Here is a 19,765-nt window from a genome sequence, read left to right on the forward strand (position 1 = left end):
CTGCTCTGTGATCACATCAGGCTGCTTCGGCTCCAGGAGCAGTAGCGGATTCGCTGGCCGGCACGACGGACAAGCGGCCAACCCATTCCATGACTTCAGCCAGGTGCTCGGCCAACAACCCGATGTGAGGATCAGGCTGGACCAAGAAAGTCGCCATGCCCCGCGCCGTGCGCTCTGCTGCCCAGGCATGGTCGCGGGCGGTGAAGTCATCGTCGACCCAAGCAACAGGCATGTCGCCCAGCCAGACATCGACATGGTCTCGTTTCCAGAGGTAGCCGTTGGGGTGGCTGGTGGTGATCTGCGGACGCGGGAGGTCGACGTATGGCAGAAACGGGAGGCCGAGGAGCGGCCCGATCAGTGTGGTGGCGTCCTGGCGCCAGCTGGTGCACCAGACCGAGGTGACCAGGCCGGTCCGTATCACGTCCATGAGCAAGGGGCCATGGCTCGGGCTGAGCCAGACGGTGACCGGATCGTCGGCGCTACGGCCGGTGGGAACGACGTCGTAGCGGTCGTGGGTGGCCGGACTGGTCCCGTCGGCGTCCGGGAAGGGGATGAGGACGCCGTCGACGTCGAGGAGCAGGTAGGGCGGGCGCATCGGTTTCTCCCAAGAGACGGCGGAGTGAGGGTCAGAGCTTGCGCGCGGTGATCAGCAACGTGGTGGGCCAGAGACCGCGGCGGGCATCGTGGAACTCCTGGGCCGAGGTGAGCCAGAGGCCGGCACGGTCGAGGTGCTTCTCCCAGCGGTCGGCATCGAAATCCCAGCGGGCGATGGGCAGTCGGGTGCGGTCAGGAAGGGTGACGTAGTCCCGGCGGGGTCGGTCGTCGGCGGTGGGTCGCAAGCCGCCGCGCTTGGGGTGGGGGACGGAGAAGGCGAGGGTGCGCCCGGGTTTGAGGCGGTGGGCAATGGCCGGGAGCAGAAGCTCGGGGGCTACCAGGCCGATGGCTCCGAAGACGGAGTAGATGGCATCGAAGTGTTCGTCGGAGGCTTGCAGGTAGTGCAGGGCGTGACCGGCGACGAAGGTCAGGTTGTTGAGCCGACCGTAGTGGGAACGGGCTCGGCGGACTTGCAGGCCAACCAGGTCGACGCCGGTGACGTGGGCGCCGTAGCGGGTGGCGAGGTGGGCGGCGTTGTGGCCGGGGCCGCAGCCGAGTTCCAGCAGCCGCTTGCGGCGCAGGTCCGAGCCGAGAATCTCGGCGCCGGGGCCGCTGCCGGGCCGCGTTGTCCATTCCATCCGGGCGGGTACCGACAGCGGCTCGGCGGGGCTGGCCGTGGTGCGCTGAAAGGCGTGGACGTACCAGGGGGACGCCTGGGCGAGCACGTCAGACCTCCAGGAGGTGGAGGACGTCGGTGAGATGACGGCGTACGGCTTTGATGTAAGCGGGGTCGGTGGCCGGGTCGTTGATCCAGCGGACGGACTGCTCCATGAACCACTCGATGGCCCACATCCGGTGCCAGCCCAAAGCCCAGTTCTCGGCGGTCAGTCCGCCGCGTCGGGTGAGGGCATCGGGGGTGCCGCCGGCGGTGACGTACTGCTCCAGGAAGACCCGCAGGCGTACGGGGTCAGGGGCGTCGAGGGTGCCGTGCCAACTGGCCAGGTCGAGCAGGCCCGGGCCGGTGAAGGCACGGGCAAAGTCCAGCAGCCGCCAGCCGTGTTGACCAATGTGGAGGCTGGTGGGGTGGAACTCGGAGTGCACCCAGCCGAACGGCGCCACCGTCGTACCGGCCGAACGGGCCTCGGCGGCCTGGGCGATCCGGTCGAGCGCGTCCTCGATGTCGTCCGCGTCCTGCCAGCGCTCGGCCTTGCGGAGCCGGGCGAGGTGTTCCAGGGCCCGGTTCGGCAGTGTGCGGAGGCGGGCCTGGTCGAGGAGGGGCAGGGCTGCAGCCGTACGGGTGCCGTGCAGGATCACGGCCGCGGCGGTGCCGTCGAGGTCGTCGGCGTCGCGGACGGCGGGGCCCAGGTCTTCCATGAGCATGCCGAGCCAGCCTTCCAGGACGGCGGAGGCGCGGACCTGCGGGACGGGGACGCTGAGCGTATGTGCCAGACGGAGGGCTTGGTCCTCGCCATCGAAGGGCCGCTTCGCGTACTTGAAGATCGCGGTGCTGGCGTCGGGGAAGGTCAGGCGCTCGACACCGGACATGGACCACACGCGCACCTCCTCGCGCACGGCGCCGGTCCGTCCGGCCATGGTGAGCAGGTTGTCGAGAAGTTCGGCGCTGGGGTTCGCGGTCACGTGGGGGCTCCAGGGAAGTTGAGGGCGTCCGGGGCGGGCGAGAGGGGCCGGCCCGCCCCGGAGCCTGGTGTGCGGTGTGGTGCTACCCGGCAGGGCTCACGCGGTGGGCGTAGACCTGCTCGATCCAGCCGGACTTGAAGGCAGCGAGGTCGTCGCGGAAGGCGGTCATCGACGCACCGTAGGGCGCGACGACGCCGCCGGACTGGTCCGGCACAGACTGGCAGCCGTGCACGAGGCGACCGCCGAGGGCGGCGTGGGCCTTGATGGACTCGATGCGGCGGTGCTCGTTGAACCAGCCGCCGTGGTAGACCTCGTCGAGCGTCCCGCCCATCTCGTCGTCCAGGTCGAAGACGACGGAGGTGGCGGCGGGGAAGAACCAGCACGGGCCGACGTTGGAGATGTGCCCGTCCAGCTCCACCTTGTTGAGTGCCATCAGCGTGGCTGCCTCGCGCAGCATCCGCAGGTGCTCGGCGGTGATCTGCGGCAGGCCGAGGTTGGCGAGGTGCTCGTCGCGGAACAGGTAGGCGTACACCTCGTAGGCGGTGGACAGCACCCGGGCGGCATCCGAGGTGGAGGCGGCGTGGGTCTTGATGAAGTCCAGCGCGAGTTGCTCGACCGTACTCTCGGTCGTCTCCTCCACGTCCAGGAGCTGGGACTTGACCAGCTCCCAGTCGGCGACGAGCCAGGTGTTGGACTCGAAGCGGAAGAAGTACGCGGCCGGGTCGATGGTGATGCGCCGGCCGTCGACCTGGATGCCGGGCAAACGGCTCCAACGCTCGTCGAACGCCTCGGGCAGTACGACCGTGATGGCGGCCTTGGTGTCGATGATGGTCACCGTGTCTCCGTCTCTGATCGGCCGGGTTCGGGCACAGGAATGCCCGAACCCGGTGTAGGCGTACGGAACTTCGGGGGCCGCCCGGCCGAAGGGGGAGCCTGGTCACGGTGTTGGACCGGGGCCGGGCGGCTGATGATTAGTGAACCCTCCGTCACGCACAGTGGGTACGGTGAGAGGCAGTTGAAGCGGTATACGCGGTTTACAGCTCCGGAGCGGAGGCGATCGTGGCAGCGCCGAGAGGTCCCAACTCCCGCCTGCGTGATGTCATCGAGGCGATCGGCTGCACGTACGAGGCTCTGGCGAAGGACATCCGGCGCATCGCGGCCGAGAACGGCGAGGTCCTCCAGACCAACAAGTCGGCCATCTCCCACTGGGCGAACGGCACACGCCAGCCCACCGGACGGACCGGCCAGTACCTCGCTGAGGCGCTGTCCCGCCGGACAGGCCGCCCCATCACTCTGGTCGAGATTGGCCTTCGAGCACCCGAAACTATGGTGGCGCAGGAGCCCGATCCTGTTCTGGCCGCCACCGATCTGGGCCGTGCCGACGTCGAACGCCGCCGCTTCCTTGCCGTGGCTGCCTTCACTACGGCCGGGGTGGCCATGCCGCTCTTCTACGACCACGAGGCCACCGCCCGCATGCTGCGGGCCCGCACCGGCCGCTCCCTGGTCGGGATGGAGGACGTGGACGTCGTAAGGCAGATCACCGCGGCTTTCAGCGCGGCTGATGAACGCCTCGGTGGCGGCCACGGCCTGACGACGGTCACGGCCTACCTCGCCGACACCGCCGCTCCCATGCTCCGCGGCCGATTCCCGAATGAAGCGCTACGGCAAGCGGCCTTCGGTGCCGTCGCCGAACTCGCGTACCTCGCCGGGTGGAAGCACCACGACCTCGGTCAGGAAGGCGCCGCCCAGCGCTACTACCAGGTCGGCTACCAGCTCGCCTGCGAAGCCGACCCACGCGGCCACGCCGCCTGGATGATGCGCGCCCTCGCCCATCAGGCACTGAGCCTCAAGCAGCCCCACCACTGCGTCGACCTCGTCGAAGGCGCCCTGACCCGCGGCCTGGGCCACGTCGACGGCCAGACCGAGGCGCTACTGCACATCACCCACGCCCGCGCCTACGCCGCCGTCGGAGCGAAGCCCGCAGCGGCCCGTGCTCTGCTCGCCGCCGAAGACGCCCTCCTGCGCGACGACGGGCCCCAGCCCAGCTACTCCCGCGTCAGCGGCCCGGCCGCCGGCGCCGTCGCCAGCCACACCGCCCGCACTCTGACCGACCTCGCCGACCACGTCGGCACCGAACAACAGCACCGCGATGCCCTGGTGCGCTGGGACCCCGAGAAGTACAAGCGCGTCCACGCCCTCACACACGCCGATCTCGGCGACAGCCTCGCTGCCCAGGCCCGAGCCGACGAAGCCGTCGCCGCCTGGTCACAGGCCCTGACCTTGATGGAGGGCATGACGTCCGACCGCACCCGCAAAGCGATCACCTCGCTCCGCTCCACCCTCTCCGTCTACCAGCGCCGCAAAGTGCCCGGAGCCGCCGAACTCGCCCGCCGCGCACGCGAAGCACTGGCCTAAGCTGCCACCAACCGGCCGACGAAGGGACACACGCCGTGGCTCAGCGGACAACCGACGACCAGCCCAAAGCCCTGCCGCCCGCCCTCGAATCCATGACCCTGTTGGTCGCCGCCGTCATCGTCCACGACAAGGCCACCAACCGCGTGGTCCTCCTCCAGCGCAGCCAGAACGCCAAGTTCGCCCAGGGCATGTGGGACCTCCCCGTCGGCAAGAGCGAGCCCGGCGAGCCCATCACGGAGACCGCCGTACGCGAGCTGTACGAGGAGACCGGCCTGACCGTGAAGCCGGAGTCCCTGAAGGTCGCCCACATCATCCACGGCGCCTGGGGCGTCGAAGCCCCCAACGGCTTCCTCACCGTCGTCTTCACCGCCCACGAATGGACCGGCGAACCCGAAAACCGCGAACCACGCAAACACTCCCAGGTCTGCTGGGTCGATGCCGACGCCATCCCCGCGGAGTTCGTGGACACCACCGCCAGTGCCCTCCACCGCTACCTCGTGGGTGGTCCGGAAGTCTCCCTCGACGGATGGCAATAGAGCGCAGACACCCTCATGGGCTGAAAGGACCGGCGTTGAAGTTCCTCCTCCACTTCTATGCGATCGTGTCGGCCCTGGCAACCGTCGTGACGTCATAGCGATACTGGCTGCTGGCTGCTTTGTCTTCGTTGCCCTCGCTGTCGGAAGACCAGGGTGGGTGATCAACCGAACGCCGTTATTGCGCGGGCGCGTGCATGCACGGATTCGAGTGCTGATCCGCGAAACCGAAGGAGACACCAACGCCACTCCCAGGTCAGGCTCGAATCATGAAATCCACGTGCTCTAGTCAAGGCTAAGAGGGGATCATTCTGGTACGGCCCCACAGCCGCGACCAAGGTAGACGCTCTGTGCTGGAACGATTGAGATGACGTAGCCCATGACCGTGCACACCTTCAAGCTGGCCTTTTCCCAGATCACCTGCTCAAGGTGCGGTGTCAACCGCATTCGGGGCGTCGAGTGTCCCGACTGCGGTAGGCGACCCGAGCCGTGGGAGGTAGACACGGCCAGTCTCGCGCGTCGGCAGGCCGCCGCGCGGGCGCGGACGGTTCTGTCACAGCCGGTCCCCCTGGTGTCCTCGCGACAAATGGACGCCACCGAGTTCTTGCATGCCGATGTCTTCCGCAGCCTGAGCGAGTGGATGGGTATCTTCTTCGAAGCCGCGACAGCCACGGCTGAAGGTAACGTCCAGGGCCCTGAGGATCTTGAGCGCGCGGTGTCCGAGTACGTCAAGTTGCGTGCCATAGTTGACGGCGCTGATGGAAGGCGTCCTCTGCGGGCGCTTGTCAAGCACCTGCGTGCGCTGGCAGGCGAGTTGGACGCCGTGGTCGATGCCTACCTTGCAGCGCTGCTCGCGGCTTCTCCCCTGCAGGCCCAGAATCTGGCCAGCACCGCGCAAAAGCACCTGGACCGCACCGCAGCACTAGCCGATCAAGCAGCGGTCATCGCAAACACCATCAGCGTGATGACCAAACAGCGCGACATCGCACAAATTCAAGATTGTCTGTTGGCGCGGGCGCTGGAGGCGTACCAGGCTTCGGACCTGCTGGCCCTGGACACCGCTGGCCGTGACGCGCTTATGCAGTTGGTATCTTCGCGCGGGGTGCCCGGCTCCGGGATTCTGTTCGCCGTGCACGACCTGCAGGCCCGCAGCCTATTCGACCCCGACCAGTTCCACGAGGTGCTGCATCGCGCCTACGAAGTATTCCGGTCCAGCCCGACAGTCTTGCGGACGCTAGCCGCGACGCCTTTGTTCGAGGAGGACTTCAAGCGGGCCGTCTGGGAGCTGTTCGACGGCTCCATGGAAGCTGCGCACGCGATGGACAACGCGGTCCACTCTCGGCAGGCCGGCCGCGCGCTGCTTGGTATGGCTGCCGCCCTGGTCGAGGGACCGGGGCAAGTCATTGCGACCGTCCTACTACTAGCCTGCGGCCGAAAGTCGGCCGCGTACGAGAACCTGCGGCACAAGAACGCCACTGACCTGGTGAACACCGCCCAACAGGAACCAGCCCTGCAAGGACTCATCAACGGCTTGGACAGCGACCTGCGCACCGGTCGCGCTCATGCCCTGGTTCACTACGAAGAAGACTTCGCCGTGATCGAGCGCAAGTCCAAGACCCGCAAGGTGGCGTGGGCCGATGTACTCGATGGGGTTTTCCAGGGGTACGAGAGCGTCTTGGCCTGCCAGTTGGCGCTGCTCCAGGCACTGGGCGAGCTCGGGTTCACCAGCTTCGGACTCGACGGCCTGTGGCACAGCCTTGGTTTGACTGCCGAGCAGATGACCACAGCCGTCCTGGAGACGATGAACTGCCACGATGTCATCATCATGGCCAATGACAAGCAGTGGCAGGTCGAAGCCCGGACAGGCTCCGAGACGCCCTTGCCGATGCTGATCGCTATGCTCCAGCCGACCCTGCCGGGAGACTTGGAAGAACTGGTCTTTACCGCGCATCAGGACAGTGGTATCCACATCCTTGCCGGGCCCATCGCCCCGTGGCGTGCGCTCTCGGAAACAACGGAGGATACCGACGCACACCAGCTGGCTTTCCTTCGCGCCCAGCTTCGCTGGACGTACGACGGTACTCCTTGGCTACCCACCAGCTTTGTGCGTAGATGGATGGCCGGGCAGGCCGCCAATGCTCTGCAAGCAACGCCTGCGACAGCTGTCGCGCGATTGCGCGAACTACGCGAACTTGCTGTGCTCGCCACAGACGATGACCTGGCGTGGGCACTGTCTGGGGCGATTCGACACACACGTCTGGGGCAAAACAGCGATGCAACAGCAGAGCTAACCCAACTGACGACCTGGGGCACCGCGCCTGCCGCAGGCCCAACATGGTGGCAAAACTACAAGGCTCCTAATCGCTAGCCCCCCTTGATGGCGATATCTGAATCTCCCCACCCTATGCTCAGGCGTTCGCCAGACCTGCTCGTTCTACTTCCCCAGGTAGCGGACCGCTGCCTGCGTGGCTGCAGCCTCCCGGACCTAGTGCGGCAGGCGTTCACATAGCCGGCGGTTCAGCCAGAAGTACGACGCGATCGGCTTCAACATCGAATCCGAGCACTGGATGGCCGTAATCGCCCTCTGGATCCATCAGTACCGGCTTGTCCAGCCGTCGACCGATGTCGCGAAGGAAACGGCAGAAGACATCGAGTCGCTCCTGGCCCTGAAGCTCTCGCAGGTCCACATCGAAGTCGATCTCCTCGGCTGCATGGAAACGGAAGATCGCCAGTACATCGGTCGACGGCCAGACCCGTAGCTCGGGGCACTCGGCGTCGGTTGGACGGGAGAGCACTGTCTGCGCTGGGGGCACTGGCAGCACGGTCTCGCCCTCGGAGTACTGGTACTTCCAGCCGCGTTCAGCGACAAGGTCAAGGAGTGCCTGCCAGTCCTCGACTGAGGCATCCGGGACACGTGCGTCGGGCAGCGCACCCATCAGGTCAGGGTCGAAGAAGTACGCAACGTCAGCCCACAGCAGATCAGACACTCCGCCATGCTGCCCGGCAGCCCATCGAGACGCAGCCCGATTTCCTTAGCTGCCCGCCCCTCCGTCCCCACCGCCATCCCCGACATCGTCCCGCTGCGACGGGCTCCCTGACGTCCACTGACCGTGATTGATCACCGGGCCCGCCGACCTGACGGTCGGCGGGCCCAGACCATCAGGCCATCGAGCCCAGCCGGTCCAGTTCGCTGCCGATCGCATCACGCAGCACATCGTGCTGGGAGCCGAGCCTGAATCGCTCGTCACTCCAGCGGTCACCCGGATACAGCCACACTGGCTTGCCCACCAGCTCGGCCGGCTCCCACTCGAACCGCGGCCAGACGTGGGCATGAAGGAACGGGTCCGTGTTGCCGAGGATCTCCAAATTGACCCGGCGGAAGCCGGTGTCCAGCCGGCGACAGGCCCGCTCAACCGCTTCTCCCAGCTGGTCCATGTCGGACAGAAACGACAGCCGCTTGGCCTTCGGCAGGTCAGATAGCCGCTGAACACCCAGCTCGTCCGCGAGGAGAAGCGAGTACCCGGGCAGGAACTGAACGTCGCCGATCGCCGCGAAGCCGGACGCAAGTCGCCGCAACACGGTCGGGTTCTCGCCCCGCAGAGCAGCCCCGATCCGGTCCGTCCGCCAGTCACCGCTCATGGACCGAGCCTACCCATGAGAGATCAAGACGTGCTCCTCGCTCCCCACCGTCCTCACTCGCTTCAAGCACCAACCAAGTGAGGCGACGAGCGGCCCCGGCCGATTTCAAGAATCGCCATCATTGGACAGCGATAACTGAAGCTGCGCTATGTTGAAGTGGCAGTTCAGCCTAGTCTCCGCTGGACGGAGAGCTGTCGGCCAACTCGATCCCCCGAAGACGCTGGAGCCAGCGGACAAAAGCGAACGCCGCCGCGCCGCAGCCACCAACCCAGCCCCACCCCTCAGTCAAAAGGGTGTGCACTCCATCGTGCTCGGCGATGTAGACCACCAGCAGTGCAGGTGGCACGCCGATAAATGTCTCCCGACGGTTCCTCGTCTCCAACGTCCAGTCGACAGGACGCCACAAACGTCCAAGACCGTCACGAAGACGGCACCGAACAGCGGCAACGAGCACTCCCAACGCGTACCGTCGTTGCTGCCAGGTGGTGAGAGAGACGCCGGCAGCAGGGTCACCGTCGAGATCAGCCAGCCATGCTGTGCGCATGCCACGCCGATCCCCTGCAATTATGGCTGCCAGGGAGGCCAACCGCTCCGCTCGTGGCTCCCGGCGCTGCTGCTCGCGAACGAACGTCACGTTGAAATCGTCGATAAGGGCCGCCACGTTCGGGAGGCTCTGGAGGCGTTCGAGGAAGCTCGGGGTCGGCTCCTGCGACACGTCATCGAAAGCCGCCTTGAGACGTCGCTGCGCGTCAGCCTCGGCCTTGCACCTCGCACAAGTCGCGAGGTGCGCAAGTACGCGTTCACGTACACCGTGGCCAAGCTCGCCATTCACCAAGGAGGCCATACGCTCTCCGAGGTGCTCTGCCCCCAGTCCAGGCGTACGGTCCTGATCATGCTCCGTCATGCTGCACCGCCCGCAGGCCGGAAACCGAACCGGGCACGGCGTGCATTACGCGCCTCCAGCGCTTCAAGCGCCTGGGCACGACCAGTCCCCGTGAACTCGTAGAACCGTCGTGCCGGACGCCCAGGATGAGCTTCCGTCTCATCCCAACAGCTGAGCCAGCCACGCTCCAGAAGGCGGTCAAGAATGGGATAGACGGTGCCGGGGCCGAGATCGGCATCACGACAGATACTCAGACCCCACGCTGGCGCGTTGGGCTTCGCATCGAGGAGCACCCCCAGGACCGCCATGGTCGACTTGGTGAGCCTGATGTTGGACATGTCTCCAAGTGAACCATGTATCGAGTACGAGCAACAAACGTATATCAACTGGGTCGCCCCATGGAAGGCCGAGAGTGCCTTCAAAGCCAAGCGTTCTGGTGTCACAGTCCGCACCCAGTCCGCAAGACACCCGCTCAAGACCGTCGCACCCCATCGCCACCAATCGCCAAAAGGCCAGGTCAGCGACCCGCAGGGAAGATCCCCGCAGGTCACCGACCCGGCCCATTACTAGGAGACCAAGAAGGCCTGAGCCCTTCCCTCCCGAAAGGGGCCCGCCCGGTACCACCAGGCGGGCCCCTTGCCTGTCCGCCGACGGCCGGGCCGGCCCTCACAGGCGGTAGACGAGGATGCCATCCAGGCAGGTGACCTCGAAGGACCCGTGCCGGGCCATGTGATCCACGAGGATCGCCCGAGCCCGCTGAATCGTCGCGTCGAAGGGCACCTCGTGCTGGTCCGCCCACGCCCGGTAGGAGGCGGCGGCCCGCTGCCACCCGGCGGTGGCCCGGCACCATCGCCGAGTACGCCCAGCAACTGCTCGCCCTGACCGATACGTTGCTGTCCGACCCCCGCCACTTCTTCCGCTCGTACTCGGCCGCCGAGATCGGCCGCATGTTGACCGCACCGGACACCAGGAGCGTCCTCGAGCCATGACCGACACCACCGCCCGCGTGCACGAGCTCAACCTCTACCGCCAGTACTTCGACCTCGTCGCCGCGGGCACCAAGACCATCGAGGTGCGGGTGAAATACCCGCACCTCGCAGACCTCGCCGCCGGCGACACCATCCGCTTCCGCGTCAAGGGCACGGACGAGACCTGCGAAAGAGGGTTCTGCGGGTCAGCGAGTACTCCGGTTTCGAGGCCCTTCTCGACGGCGAGGGACCGGCGAATGTCAACCCGACCGCCACCCGCGAGCAGCAGCTCGCCGGCATCCGCGCCATCTACTCTCCCGAGAAGGAAGCGCTCGGCGCCCTCGCCATCGAGGTTCGGCTCACGGCCGCGTGACGCGGCCTGGGCTGGAGGGCAGCTGCTGCCCTCCAGCGTCGGCTGCGCCGCTCAGTGCTGCAAGGTGAGCAGACCCGGTCGGTACGGCAGTTGGGTGTAGGGGACGCCGTCGGAGTTGGGGTTTCTGCCCTGGTAGAGGAGCTGGAGGTTGCAGGGGTCGACGGTCATGGTCTGGTCGGGGTTGTTGCGGACCAGGTCACCGTGGCTGATGTCGTTGGTCCAGGTGGCGCCGCTGTTGGCCTTGCCGGCGAAGGGGTTGCTCTCGGTGGCGGCCTGCGGGGTCCAGGAACCGTTCAGGCTGGAGGCCGTGAAGGAGCGGAAGTAGCGCTGCTCGCTCGCGCCCCGCGCCTCGACGATCATCAGGTACTGGTTCTGGCCCTGCACCTTGTACACCTGCGGCGCCTCGAACAGGTTCTTCACCGTGTCGCTCATGACCGTCGTGTAGGAGGAGCCGAAGCTGCTGGGGAAGTTGCCGATCGGCATGCTCGCGCGGTAGATGCTGCCGTTGTCACCGGCGAAGAACAGGTACATGTTCTGGCCGTCGGCGATCAGTGTCGGGTCGATCGGGCTGCCGGTGGGGAGGCTGCCGGTGAACAGCGGCTGCGGCGCGGACCAGCCCTTGGGGTTGGTGGGGTCGCTCGACGTGCGGTAGACGAAGGGCCAGCTGGTGCCCCAGCCCAGTGACGCCAGCACCCAGGTGTTCTTGGGCGCGAAGTAGAACAGCTGGGGCGCCACCGCGGACTGACCCACCCCGGTCTGCCCGGCCGTCGCCATGTCCGACCAGTTCGTGAAGGGGCTGAATCCCATCGTGCCCCACGACGATCCGTCGGAGGTGGTCGCGTAGACCAGGTGCTTGCCGTTGTACGTCACGGTGGTGAAGTCCTTCAGCGCGACCCACCCGTTCGCCGGCTGCGCCAGCGGGCCGGTCGAGGACCACCGGTAGGTCGACGGGAGGGAACACGTGGCCGACGCCCCGGACAGGCCGGTCCACTTCTGGTTGGCGGCGCCGGTGCACGACCAGAGCTGCACCGCCGTGCCGTTGGCCGTGGCGCCGCCCGACACGTCCAGGCACAGTCCGGACTCCACCCCGACGATCGTGCCGTCGGAGTTCACCCGCCACTGCTGGTTCGTGCCGCCGTTGCAGGACCAGATCTCCACCTTGGTCCCGGCCGTGGTGGCGTGGCCCGGAACGTCCAGGCACTTGTTGCCGTACACGGTCAGCTGGTTGCCGTCCGTCAGCGTCCACTGCTGGTTGGTCCCGCCCGTGCAGTCCCAGATCTGGAGCAGCGCGCCGTCCGTCTGACTGGCGTTCGGCACATCGAGACACCGGCCGGAACCGACCCCTTGCACGGCACCACTGGTGGCCGCCTGGGCCGGGATGGCGACCAGCATCGCCGCCAGCGAAACAAGGACCGAAACCGCGGCGGCGAGCACCACGGACAGGCGCCTGCGGCTGAACCTTCGTCTGAGCATGGGGAACCTCGAATCGTGAGGAGTTCGTTCGGTATGACGAACAGAGGTCGAAGTTTCGAGCGAGTGGATGATTGAGGAGGCGGCGAACGGCGTCAATAGCTTTCGCACAAATCGGCGGACGATCCGAAAGTTTCGCCCGGGGGAGGAGAATTGGATCATTCCCAGCGCGGGGTATTGGATCTCGGAACCGGTCCACCCTCGCCGTAGCGTTCCTCCCATGACCGCCCGCACCACGATCACCGCCCCGGCCCCGGCCGCCTCCCCGCCCCGCCAGCTGATCCCCCTGCTGGCCGCCGCCTGCGCACTGATCGCCGCCGGGCTCTACTACTGCCAGCCGCTCCTCCCCCGGATCGCCGAGGCGTACGGCGCCTCCCCGGCCGCGGCCGGAGCGCTGGTCACCGCCACCCAGGCCGGCTACACGCTGGGCCTGCTGCTGATCGTGCCGCTCGGCGACATCGTCGCCCGCCGCCGCCTCGTCGGAACCCTGCTGGCCGCGGGCAGCGCCGGGATGCTGCTGTCGGGCGCGGCACCCCGGCTGTGGGTGCTGACGGCCGCGGGCGTACTGGTGGGCGCCGGCGCGGTCGTCGTACAGATCCTCATCCCGTACGCCGCCTCCCTCGTCCCCGCCGGGGAGCGCGGCCGGGCGATGGGGACCATGCTCACCGGGGTCCTGCTCGGCATCCTGTGCTCCCGCACGGCGGCCGGGCTGGTCGGCGGGGCGTTCGGCTGGCGCGCGGTGTTCCTGGCGGCGGCCGGGACGCTCGCGGCGCTGGCCCTGCTGCTCGTCCGGGTGCTTCCGTCGTCCCCGCCCGACGTGCCGATCGGCTACGGCGCCCAGCTCGCCGCCACGCTCCGGCTGGCGGCCTCGGAGCCGGTGCTGCGCCGGCGTTCCCTGATCGGGGCCTGTTGCTTCGCGGCGTTCAGCGCCTTCTGGGCGACCTCGGCGTTCGTGCTGGCCGGCCCGCCCTACGGCTGGGGCTCGTCCGCGATCGGGCTGTTCGCGCTGGTGGGCGCGGCGGGCGCGATCGCGGCTCGGGCGACCGGGCGGTTCGCCGACCGGGGTCGGCAGCGGACGGCCACCGGGGCGCTGCTCGCGCTGGGCGTGGCCGGGTTCGCGGCGTTGTGGCCGGGCGGGCACAGCCTGGTCTGGCTGATGGCCGGGGCCCTGCTGCTGGACGTCGCCGTGCACGGCGTCCACCTGCTGAACATGAGTGTGGTGTACGGCCTGCCGGACGTGCCCCCGGCCCGGATCGCCTCCGTGTACATGACGTCGTACTACCTCGGTGGCGCGGCCGGTTCGATGCTCGGCATCACCGCGTACCGGTTCGGAGGCTGGGCCGCGGTCCCGGCGGCGGGCGGCGCGGTGCTGGCGCTGGGGCTCGCGGTGTGGGCGTGGGAGCGCGGCTCGGCCGGGGCCCGGCGGCCCTGAGCCCCGGCGCTCACCGGATCCGGCCGCCCGCTGTCAGTGCCGTGTGTCAGGCTGAAGCGTGACCCTGGAGGACCTGGTGCGGCTGCGGCGCGTGCGCGACCGTATGGACCGTGAGTACGCCGAGCCACTCGACATGACCGAGCTGGCCCGGGACGCCCATATGTCCCCGGGCCACTTCCAGCGCAGTTTCCGCAAGGCCTTCGGCGAGACGCCGTACAGCTATCTGATGACCCGGCGCATCGAGCGGGCCAAGGCGCTGCTGCGCCGCGGCGACCTCACGGTGACCGAGGTGTGCCTCGCCGTGGGGTGTAGCTCGCTCGGCTCGTTCAGTTCCCGGTTCACCGAGCTGGTCGGCGAGACGCCGAGTGCCTACCGGGCCCGTCCGCACGAGGAGGCGGCGGCGATCCCGTCCTGCGTGGCCCGTACGTTCACCCGGCCGCGCCGCCGACTTTACTGAGCAGCGCGCACCAGCGGCACGACCGGCCTAGCGTGATCCCATGGACGTGAGACTCGCGCAGTGTTTCATCGCCGTGGACGACCACGACAAGGCGCTCGCCTTCTACCGTGACGTGCTCGGCCTGGAGGTCCGCAACGACGTGGGCTACGAGGGGATGCGGTGGGTGACCGTGGGCTCGCCGCTCCAGCCGGACGTGGAGATCGTGCTGGAGCCGCCCGGCGCGAACCCGGACGCCTCCCCGGCCGACCGGCAGGCGCTCGCCGAACTGCTCGCCAAGGGCATGCTGCGCGGGGTCATCCTGGCCACCGACGACTGCGACGCGCTGTGGGAGCGGCTGCGCGAGTCCGGCGCGGATGTGCTCCAGGAGCCCACGGACCAGCCGTGGGGGGTGCGCGACTGCGCCTTCCGCGACCCGGCGGGCAACATGCTGCGCTGCTTCCAGAAGCCCGCGAAGTGAAGAGGCGCGTACCGGCGGGGCTTTCGTGAGCCCGCGCGGTGAACACCCGGCGCTGGCTGGGCTGTCGTGAACCTGCGCCATGAACGCCCCGTACCCCGGCGCGGCTTCGCGCCTACACTCCCCGCCATGATCATTCGCTGGACGTACGCCTTCATCGACCGGCCCGCCGACCGTCTCGCCGAGGCGGGCGCCTTCTGGACGGCCGTCACCGGTACCCGGCTGTCCGAACCGCGCGGCGAGGACGGGGAGTTCGCAACCCTGCTGCCGGCCGAGGACAGCGGGGCGGACCCGTGTGTGAAGCTCCAGGGCGTCGCCGAGGGCCCGGGCGGCGCCCATCTCGATCTGTGCGTCGAGGACGTACGGGAGCTGGCCGAGAAGGCCTGCCGGCTCGGCGCGGAACTGGTGGCGGACCATGACGGGTGGGCCGTACTGCGGTCTCCGGGCGGGCAGTTGTTCTGCGCCGTGCCCTGGCACGCGGAGGCGGTCCGGCCGCCGGTGGTGGCGGGCAGCCGGCTGGACCAGGTGTGCCTGGACATCCCGCCCTCCGGGTACGCCGCCGAGGCCGCGTTCTGGGCGGAGCTGACCGGATGGGAGCGGCGGACCGGCTCCCGGCCGGAGTTCGAGGTGGTGGTGCCGCCGGCCGGTCTGCCGGTGCGGATCCTGCTCCAGCGGCTGGACGACGAGCACGCCACCACCACGACCGCCCACCTCGACCTGGCCTGCGCCGACCTCACGGCGGCGCGCTCCCGGCACGAGGAGCTGGGCGCCGCCCTGGTCCGCCCGGGCGCGCACTGGACGGTGATGCGGGACCCGGCGGGCGGCCTCTACTGCCTCACCGGGCGCGACCCGGAGACGGGCGGGCTGCCGACCGGTCCCCGGGACTGATCACGGTCAGAGCCGCTCAGACCCAGGGCTGGACATCCACCACCGCTTCGACCGGCACCGGTCCGTACACATGCGGGAACTCCTCGCCGCCCGGTGCCACGGCCTCGTATCTCAGCGGCGCTCCCAGCCGCGCCGGGTCCACGACCAGGACCACCAGGTCGTCGGGGCCCTCGTAGTCGTCGTAGAGGAGCGCGGCGATGCGCGGGAGCTGCTCATGGGTGGAGAAGTGGATGAAGCCCTCCTCCTGGAGGGTGCGGCCGCGCGTCGACACCTCGTAGGTGCCGCGCTCCCGGGCCGCTTCCCACAGTGCGCGTTCGGTCACATGGAAGATGCGGGGCGATATCGGCATAGGACCACGCTACGTCCCCGGTACGACAGCGGCGGACCCCGCACACTGTGGGGATGTGCGGGGCCCGCCTGGCCGGAGCCTTCATGTCCGAGCGGGGTCAGGAGCCGCGCGGACCCGGGGCTCCGGGTTCCGTGGCGCCGCCGGGGGCGACGGCGCTCAGCTGGTGCGCCGGGTGACGAACTCGGCGAGGGCCAGCAGCCCGCCCGCCGACTCCGGGTCGGGGACCGCGCGGGCCAGTTCCTGCATGGCCCGGGCCATCCGGTCGGCCGCCTCGGTCTGCGCCCAGTCCCGGCCCCCGGCCTGCTCCACGGCGAGGGCCGTGCGGGCGATCTCCTCGGCGTCCACCGGCTCGCCCTTGGCGTACGGCTTGCCGTACAGCGCGGCGAGTTCGGCCGCCGCCGGGGTGTCGGAGACGAGCGCCGCCACCACCGGCAGTGACTTCTTGCGGGCGACCAGGTCCGCGCCGGCCGGCTTGCCGGTGCGCTGTGGATCGCCCCATATCCCGATGACGTCGTCGATCAGCTGGAAGGCGAGCCCGGCCTGACGGCCGAAGCCGTCCAGCGCGGCCACCACCTCGTCGTCCGCGCCCGCGTACAGCCCGCCGAGGGCGCAGGCGCAGCCGAGCAGCGCGCCGGTCTTCGCCTCGGCCATGGCCAGCACCTCGTCCAGGGTGACCGTGTCCGGGGCGCGGTCCTCCAGGTCGGTGTCGGTGTGCTGGCCGGCGCACAGCTCCATGACACAGGCCGCGAGGTGGGCCGCGGCCGGGCCGGCGGCCGGGTGCGGGTCCTCGGCGAGCAGCCGCAGGGCCAGCGCCTGGAGGGCGTCCCCGGCGAGGATCGCGTCGGGGATCCCGAACACGGTCCACACCGTGGGCCGGTGCCTGCGGCTGGTGTCCCGGTCCATCACGTCGTCGTGCAACAGCGTGAAGTTGTGGACGAGTTCGACGGCCGCCGCCGCCCGGACGGCCGCCGCGCGGGCCGCCGGGCCGCCGAGCGCGCCGGCCGCGGCGAGCACCAGCGCGGGCCTGATCGCCTTGCCGGCGTTGCCCGCGGCCGGTGTGCCGTCGGCCTGCTCCCAGCCGAAGTGGTAGCGCGCGACCCGGCGCATGGAGTCGGGCAGCGAGCCGATCGCCAGGCGCAGCTCCGGGTCGACCATCGCCCGGGTCGCCTCCAGCAGGGCCGCCGCCTCCAGCCCGTCGAGCGGGCCGGTGCCGCCGCCGTCACCGGTCCGGCCCGGCGCCTTCGGCTCGGTGCCCGGACGGGGCACGGCGGGCGAACGCCGTTCGGTCTCCGTCATGAACTCGGCCATGTCTCCCCCTCGCCAGGTCCGCGGACACCGGCGGTACCGGGCCGGCCGGACGCATACCCCGGAGACATACCCGGGCCGGTGCGCGGAGACACGGCCCCGACGTGCAGAAACGTCACCTCCAGCGGCCGATCTCGACGTTCTCCAGCACACCGAGCGCGTCGGGCACCAGGACGGCGGCCGAGTAGTACGCCGTGACCAGGTACTTGATGATGGCCTGTTCGTTGATGCCCATGAAACGCACGGACAGGCTCGGCTCGATCTCGTCCGGGATGCCGGACTGCCTCAGGCCGATGACACCCTGGTCGGCCTCGCCGGTCCGCATGGCGATGATCGAGGTCGTGCGCTCCGGGGTGACGGGGATCTTGTTGCACGGGTAGATCGGCACCCCGCGCCAGGTGGGGATGCGGTTGCCGCCGATCTCGATGGTCTCCGGGACCAGCCCCCGCTTGTTCAGCTCGCGTCCGAACGCGGCGATCGCGCGCGGGTGGGCGAGGAACAGCTTGGTGCTGCGGCGGCGGCTGAGCAGCTCGTCCATGTCGTCCGGGCTGGGCACGCCGTCGTGCGGCTGGATCCGCTGGTCGTACTCGCAGTTGTTCAGCAGGCCGAACTCGCGGTTGTTGACGAGTTCGTGCTCCTGGCGCTCCTTGAGCGCCTCGACCGTGAGCCGCAGCTGCTGCTCGGTCTGGTTCATCGGCTGGTTGTACAGGTCGGCCACGCGCGAGTGGATGCGCAGCACGGTCTGGGCGATGCTCAGCTCGTACTCGCGGGGGCGGGGCTCGTAGTCCACGAAGGTGTGCGGGATGTCCGGCTCGCCGGAGTGGCCGGCCGCCAGGTCGACCTCCTTCTCGCCGTACTTGTTGGTCCGCTGCTGCGGGACCGAGCGCACCTGCTGAAGGTGCTCGCGCAGCGAGTCGGAGCGCTCCGCGATCTGCTCGAAGTCCTGGCGGCCGAGGATCAGCACCGTGGTCGGGGTGGCCGCGCGGACGGTGTACTCCCAGATGGCGTCCGGGTCGAGCAGCGCCTCGTCGCCGAAGTAGGCGCCGTCGGCGAGGACCTTGAGGACGGCGTCGTCGCCGTAGGGGCCGGTGCCGACCTTCTCCACGCGGCCGTGGGCGAGCAGGTACACCTCGTCGGTCCGGTTGCCGAAGTCGGCGATCACCTCCCCCGCGGCGAAGTCACGCTGGCGGCAGCGGCGCGCCAGCTCCGTCAGCACCTCGTCGTCCTCGTACGCCCGCAGCGCCGGCAGCTCGGCCAGCTCGGCAGGGATGACCTCGACCTGGTCACCGGTCTTCACAAAGGTGATACGGCCGTCACCGACGGCGTACGTCAGCCGCCTGTTCACCCGGTACGTGCCGCCCTGGACGTCGACCCAGGGGAGCGTGCGCAGCAGCCAGCGGGAGCTGATCTCCTGCATCTGCGGTACGGACTTGGTCGTGGTGGCCAGGTTCCGCGCGGCCGCCGTCCCGAGGGACTGCTGCGGCTTGCCCTGCTCCGAGCGGACCTCTTCGCCTACCGACATAAAAAGGTTTCCTCCCATGTGTACCCAGCGCCGGATCGCAGCGGGCACTGGTCTCGGAACCGAGCCTCCCAGCGCGGACCGTGGGCGCGCCATTACCCGAAAGAGCGGGAATGGATCATCGGATTAGTGGGCATGGTGGGGGATTCCACGCCCGTTTTCGATAGAAGTGCGGGGACAGCAGGGCCGCCCCGCGCGGCCACCGGCACGGGACGAAGGAGTCGGTCATGGCCCCACCCATGTCCGCGAGCAGCTTTCTGGACGCTCTTCGCGCGGAGGGCCTGGAGGTCGCCGAGGTCGGTGACTGGCGCCACCACCACCGCAACCACAAGGGGCCCTGGGGACCCGTGCACGGCGTGATGATCCACCACACCGCGACCCGGGGCAGCGCGCACACGGTGGGCGTCTGCCGGGACGGGTACGCGGGGCTGCCGGGCCCGCTGTGCCACGGAGTGATCACCAAGGACGGCACGGTCCACCTGGTCGGCTACGGCCGTGCCAACCACGCGGGGCTCGGCGACGACGACGTGCTGCGCGCGGTGATCGCCGAGAAGGCGCTGCCGCCGGCCCACGCGTCCGACACCGACGGCAACCGGCACTTCTACGGCTTCGAGTGCGAGAACCTGGGCGACGGGACGGACCCCTGGCCGACGCGGCAGCTGGACGCGATCGAGCGGGCCGCGGCGGCGGTGTGCCGGCGGCACGGCTGGACGGAGCGGTCGGTCATCGGGCACCGGGAGTGGCAGCCGGGAAAGGTGGACCCGCGGGGCTTCGGCATGGCGTGGCTGAGGGAGCGGGTCGGGGAGCGGCTGAAGGAGTAGCGCCACGGGCGCGGGCGGGCTGCCGCC

General features: G+C 69.1%; 19 protein-coding genes and 2 pseudogenes. 9 read left to right on the plus strand and 12 right to left on the minus strand.

All coding sequences use genetic code 11. The features are described 5' to 3' along the window. Positions 1-16: 16 nt before the first annotated feature. The 4 genes from ACZ5CZ_RS16115 to ACZ5CZ_RS16130 all read right to left on the minus strand — a co-directional run bounded on the left by ACZ5CZ_RS16115 (position 17) and on the right by ACZ5CZ_RS16130 (position 3,067). Positions 17-595, minus strand: a complete 579-nt coding sequence (locus ACZ5CZ_RS16115; protein ID WP_468943166.1) for an HAD domain-containing protein — start codon at positions 593-595, stop codon at positions 17-19. A gap of 31 nt (positions 596-626) precedes the next feature. Beyond that, entirely contained in the window at positions 627-1,319 is a 693-nt protein-coding gene (locus tag ACZ5CZ_RS16120) for a class I SAM-dependent methyltransferase (protein ID WP_468943169.1), read from the minus strand. 1 nt (position 1,320) lies between these two features. After that, the gene (locus ACZ5CZ_RS16125; RefSeq protein WP_468943171.1) at positions 1,321-2,232 is read right to left on the minus strand and encodes a phosphotransferase family protein; all 912 of its coding nucleotides are present in this window, start codon (positions 2,230-2,232) and stop codon (positions 1,321-1,323) included. A gap of 82 nt (positions 2,233-2,314) precedes the next feature. After that, the gene (locus ACZ5CZ_RS16130) at positions 2,315-3,067 is read right to left on the minus strand and encodes a hypothetical protein (RefSeq protein WP_468943174.1); all 753 of its coding nucleotides are present in this window, start codon (positions 3,065-3,067) and stop codon (positions 2,315-2,317) included. A gap of 224 nt (positions 3,068-3,291) precedes the next feature. On the opposite strand from ACZ5CZ_RS16130, the gene ACZ5CZ_RS16135 reads away from it, so the two are divergent. From ACZ5CZ_RS16135 to ACZ5CZ_RS16145, 3 genes are all read left to right on the plus strand, one after another. Beyond that, the gene (locus tag ACZ5CZ_RS16135; protein WP_468943176.1) at positions 3,292-4,647 is read left to right on the plus strand and encodes a tetratricopeptide repeat protein; all 1,356 of its coding nucleotides are present in this window, start codon (positions 3,292-3,294) and stop codon (positions 4,645-4,647) included. Positions 4,648-4,682: 35 nt separating this feature from the next. Next, entirely contained in the window at positions 4,683-5,183 is a 501-nt protein-coding gene (locus tag ACZ5CZ_RS16140; RefSeq protein WP_468943179.1) for an NUDIX domain-containing protein, read from the plus strand. 583 nt (positions 5,184-5,766) lie between these two features. Continuing rightward, positions 5,767-7,548: a hypothetical protein gene (locus ACZ5CZ_RS16145; protein ID WP_468943181.1), complete on the plus strand. Its 1,782-nt coding sequence runs from the start codon at positions 5,767-5,769 to the stop codon at positions 7,546-7,548. 133 nt (positions 7,549-7,681) lie between these two features. On the opposite strand, the gene ACZ5CZ_RS16150 is transcribed toward ACZ5CZ_RS16145, so the two are convergent. The 4 genes and pseudogenes from ACZ5CZ_RS16150 to ACZ5CZ_RS16165 form a co-directional block, all read right to left on the minus strand. Further along, positions 7,682-8,167, minus strand: coding sequence for a hypothetical protein (locus tag ACZ5CZ_RS16150; RefSeq protein WP_468943182.1), 486 nt, complete (start codon positions 8,165-8,167; stop codon positions 7,682-7,684). A gap of 172 nt (positions 8,168-8,339) precedes the next feature. Then, positions 8,340-8,819, minus strand: a complete 480-nt coding sequence (locus tag ACZ5CZ_RS16155; protein ID WP_468943185.1) for a diadenosine tetraphosphate hydrolase — start codon at positions 8,817-8,819, stop codon at positions 8,340-8,342. A 664-nt stretch (positions 8,820-9,483) separates the two neighbouring features. Next, positions 9,484-9,723: pseudogene (locus tag ACZ5CZ_RS16160) on the minus strand (zf-HC2 domain-containing protein); the annotation flags it as partial. Next, positions 9,720-10,040 carry a PadR family transcriptional regulator gene (locus ACZ5CZ_RS16165; RefSeq protein ID WP_468943188.1) on the minus strand — a complete coding sequence of 107 codons (321 nt, stop codon included), beginning with the start codon at positions 10,038-10,040 and terminating at the stop codon, positions 9,720-9,722. The pseudogene ACZ5CZ_RS16160 and the gene ACZ5CZ_RS16165, both read right to left, overlap by 4 nt. 647 nt (positions 10,041-10,687) lie before the next feature. Here ACZ5CZ_RS16165 and ACZ5CZ_RS16170 point away from each other — a divergent pair. Continuing rightward, positions 10,688-11,043 (plus strand): annotated as a pseudogene (locus tag ACZ5CZ_RS16170) (ASCH domain-containing protein). Between the two features lie 51 nt (positions 11,044-11,094). On the opposite strand, the gene ACZ5CZ_RS16175 reads toward ACZ5CZ_RS16170, so the two are convergent. Then, on the minus strand, positions 11,095-12,516 hold the full coding sequence (locus ACZ5CZ_RS16175) for a non-reducing end alpha-L-arabinofuranosidase family hydrolase (RefSeq protein WP_468943190.1): 1,422 nt from the start codon (positions 12,514-12,516) through the stop codon (positions 11,095-11,097). A gap of 217 nt (positions 12,517-12,733) precedes the next feature. Here ACZ5CZ_RS16175 and ACZ5CZ_RS16180 point away from each other — a divergent pair, with 217 nt between their 5' ends. From ACZ5CZ_RS16180 to ACZ5CZ_RS16195, 4 genes are all read left to right on the plus strand, one after another. After that, positions 12,734-13,945: an MFS transporter gene (locus ACZ5CZ_RS16180; protein ID WP_468943193.1), complete on the plus strand. Its 1,212-nt coding sequence runs from the start codon at positions 12,734-12,736 to the stop codon at positions 13,943-13,945. A gap of 58 nt (positions 13,946-14,003) precedes the next feature. Further along, entirely contained in the window at positions 14,004-14,402 is a 399-nt protein-coding gene (locus ACZ5CZ_RS16185) for a helix-turn-helix transcriptional regulator (protein WP_385840051.1), read from the plus strand. A gap of 40 nt (positions 14,403-14,442) precedes the next feature. Further along, the gene (locus tag ACZ5CZ_RS16190; RefSeq protein WP_450784585.1) at positions 14,443-14,859 is read left to right on the plus strand and encodes a VOC family protein; all 417 of its coding nucleotides are present in this window, start codon (positions 14,443-14,445) and stop codon (positions 14,857-14,859) included. 126 nt (positions 14,860-14,985) lie between these two features. Continuing rightward, a complete protein-coding gene (locus tag ACZ5CZ_RS16195; RefSeq protein WP_468943195.1) occupies positions 14,986-15,744 on the plus strand; it encodes a VOC family protein in 759 nt (252 codons plus the stop codon). Between the two features lie 16 nt (positions 15,745-15,760). On the opposite strand, the gene ACZ5CZ_RS16200 is transcribed toward ACZ5CZ_RS16195, so the two are convergent. The 3 genes from ACZ5CZ_RS16200 to ACZ5CZ_RS16210 all read right to left on the minus strand — a co-directional run bounded on the left by ACZ5CZ_RS16200 (position 15,761) and on the right by ACZ5CZ_RS16210 (position 18,920). Then, the gene (locus tag ACZ5CZ_RS16200; protein ID WP_385840055.1) at positions 15,761-16,093 is read right to left on the minus strand and encodes a DUF952 domain-containing protein; all 333 of its coding nucleotides are present in this window, start codon (positions 16,091-16,093) and stop codon (positions 15,761-15,763) included. Positions 16,094-16,249: 156 nt separating this feature from the next. After that, positions 16,250-17,401: a family 2 encapsulin nanocompartment cargo protein polyprenyl transferase gene (locus ACZ5CZ_RS16205; protein WP_468943198.1), complete on the minus strand. Its 1,152-nt coding sequence runs from the start codon at positions 17,399-17,401 to the stop codon at positions 16,250-16,252. A gap of 112 nt (positions 17,402-17,513) precedes the next feature. After that, entirely contained in the window at positions 17,514-18,920 is a 1,407-nt protein-coding gene (locus ACZ5CZ_RS16210) for a family 2B encapsulin nanocompartment shell protein (protein WP_468943200.1), read from the minus strand. A gap of 224 nt (positions 18,921-19,144) precedes the next feature. On the opposite strand from ACZ5CZ_RS16210, the gene ACZ5CZ_RS16215 reads away from it, so the two are divergent. Continuing rightward, positions 19,145-19,738, plus strand: a complete 594-nt coding sequence (locus tag ACZ5CZ_RS16215) for an N-acetylmuramoyl-L-alanine amidase (RefSeq protein ID WP_468943203.1) — start codon at positions 19,145-19,147, stop codon at positions 19,736-19,738. Positions 19,739-19,765: the final 27 nt, after the last annotated feature.

The organism is Streptomyces sp. NPDC031418 (assembly GCF_055581605.1).

Bases quoted from the DNA above. Each gene is read 5' to 3' on its own strand.
- ACZ5CZ_RS16195 (WP_468943195.1), top strand. From the start codon at position 14,986: ATGATCATTCGCTGGACGTACGCCTTCATCGACCGGCCCGCCGACCGT.
- ACZ5CZ_RS16165 (WP_468943188.1), bottom strand. From the start codon at position 10,040: ATGTCCAACATCAGGCTCACCAAGTCGACCATGGCGGTCCTGGGGGTG.
- ACZ5CZ_RS16200 (WP_385840055.1), bottom strand. From the start codon at position 16,093: ATGCCGATATCGCCCCGCATCTTCCATGTGACCGAACGCGCACTGTGG.
- ACZ5CZ_RS16115 (WP_468943166.1), bottom strand. From the start codon at position 595: ATGCGCCCGCCCTACCTGCTCCTCGACGTCGACGGCGTCCTCATCCCC.
- ACZ5CZ_RS16190 (WP_450784585.1), top strand. From the start codon at position 14,443: ATGGACGTGAGACTCGCGCAGTGTTTCATCGCCGTGGACGACCACGAC.
- ACZ5CZ_RS16155 (WP_468943185.1), bottom strand. From the start codon at position 8,819: ATGAGCGGTGACTGGCGGACGGACCGGATCGGGGCTGCTCTGCGGGGC.
- ACZ5CZ_RS16210 (WP_468943200.1), bottom strand. From the start codon at position 18,920: ATGTCGGTAGGCGAAGAGGTCCGCTCGGAGCAGGGCAAGCCGCAGCAG.
- ACZ5CZ_RS16145 (WP_468943181.1), top strand. From the start codon at position 5,767: ATGGACGCCACCGAGTTCTTGCATGCCGATGTCTTCCGCAGCCTGAGC.
- ACZ5CZ_RS16180 (WP_468943193.1), top strand. From the start codon at position 12,734: ATGACCGCCCGCACCACGATCACCGCCCCGGCCCCGGCCGCCTCCCCG.
- ACZ5CZ_RS16175 (WP_468943190.1), bottom strand. From the start codon at position 12,516: ATGCTCAGACGAAGGTTCAGCCGCAGGCGCCTGTCCGTGGTGCTCGCC.
- ACZ5CZ_RS16215 (WP_468943203.1), top strand. From the start codon at position 19,145: ATGGCCCCACCCATGTCCGCGAGCAGCTTTCTGGACGCTCTTCGCGCG.
- ACZ5CZ_RS16205 (WP_468943198.1), bottom strand. From the start codon at position 17,401: ATGGCCGAGTTCATGACGGAGACCGAACGGCGTTCGCCCGCCGTGCCC.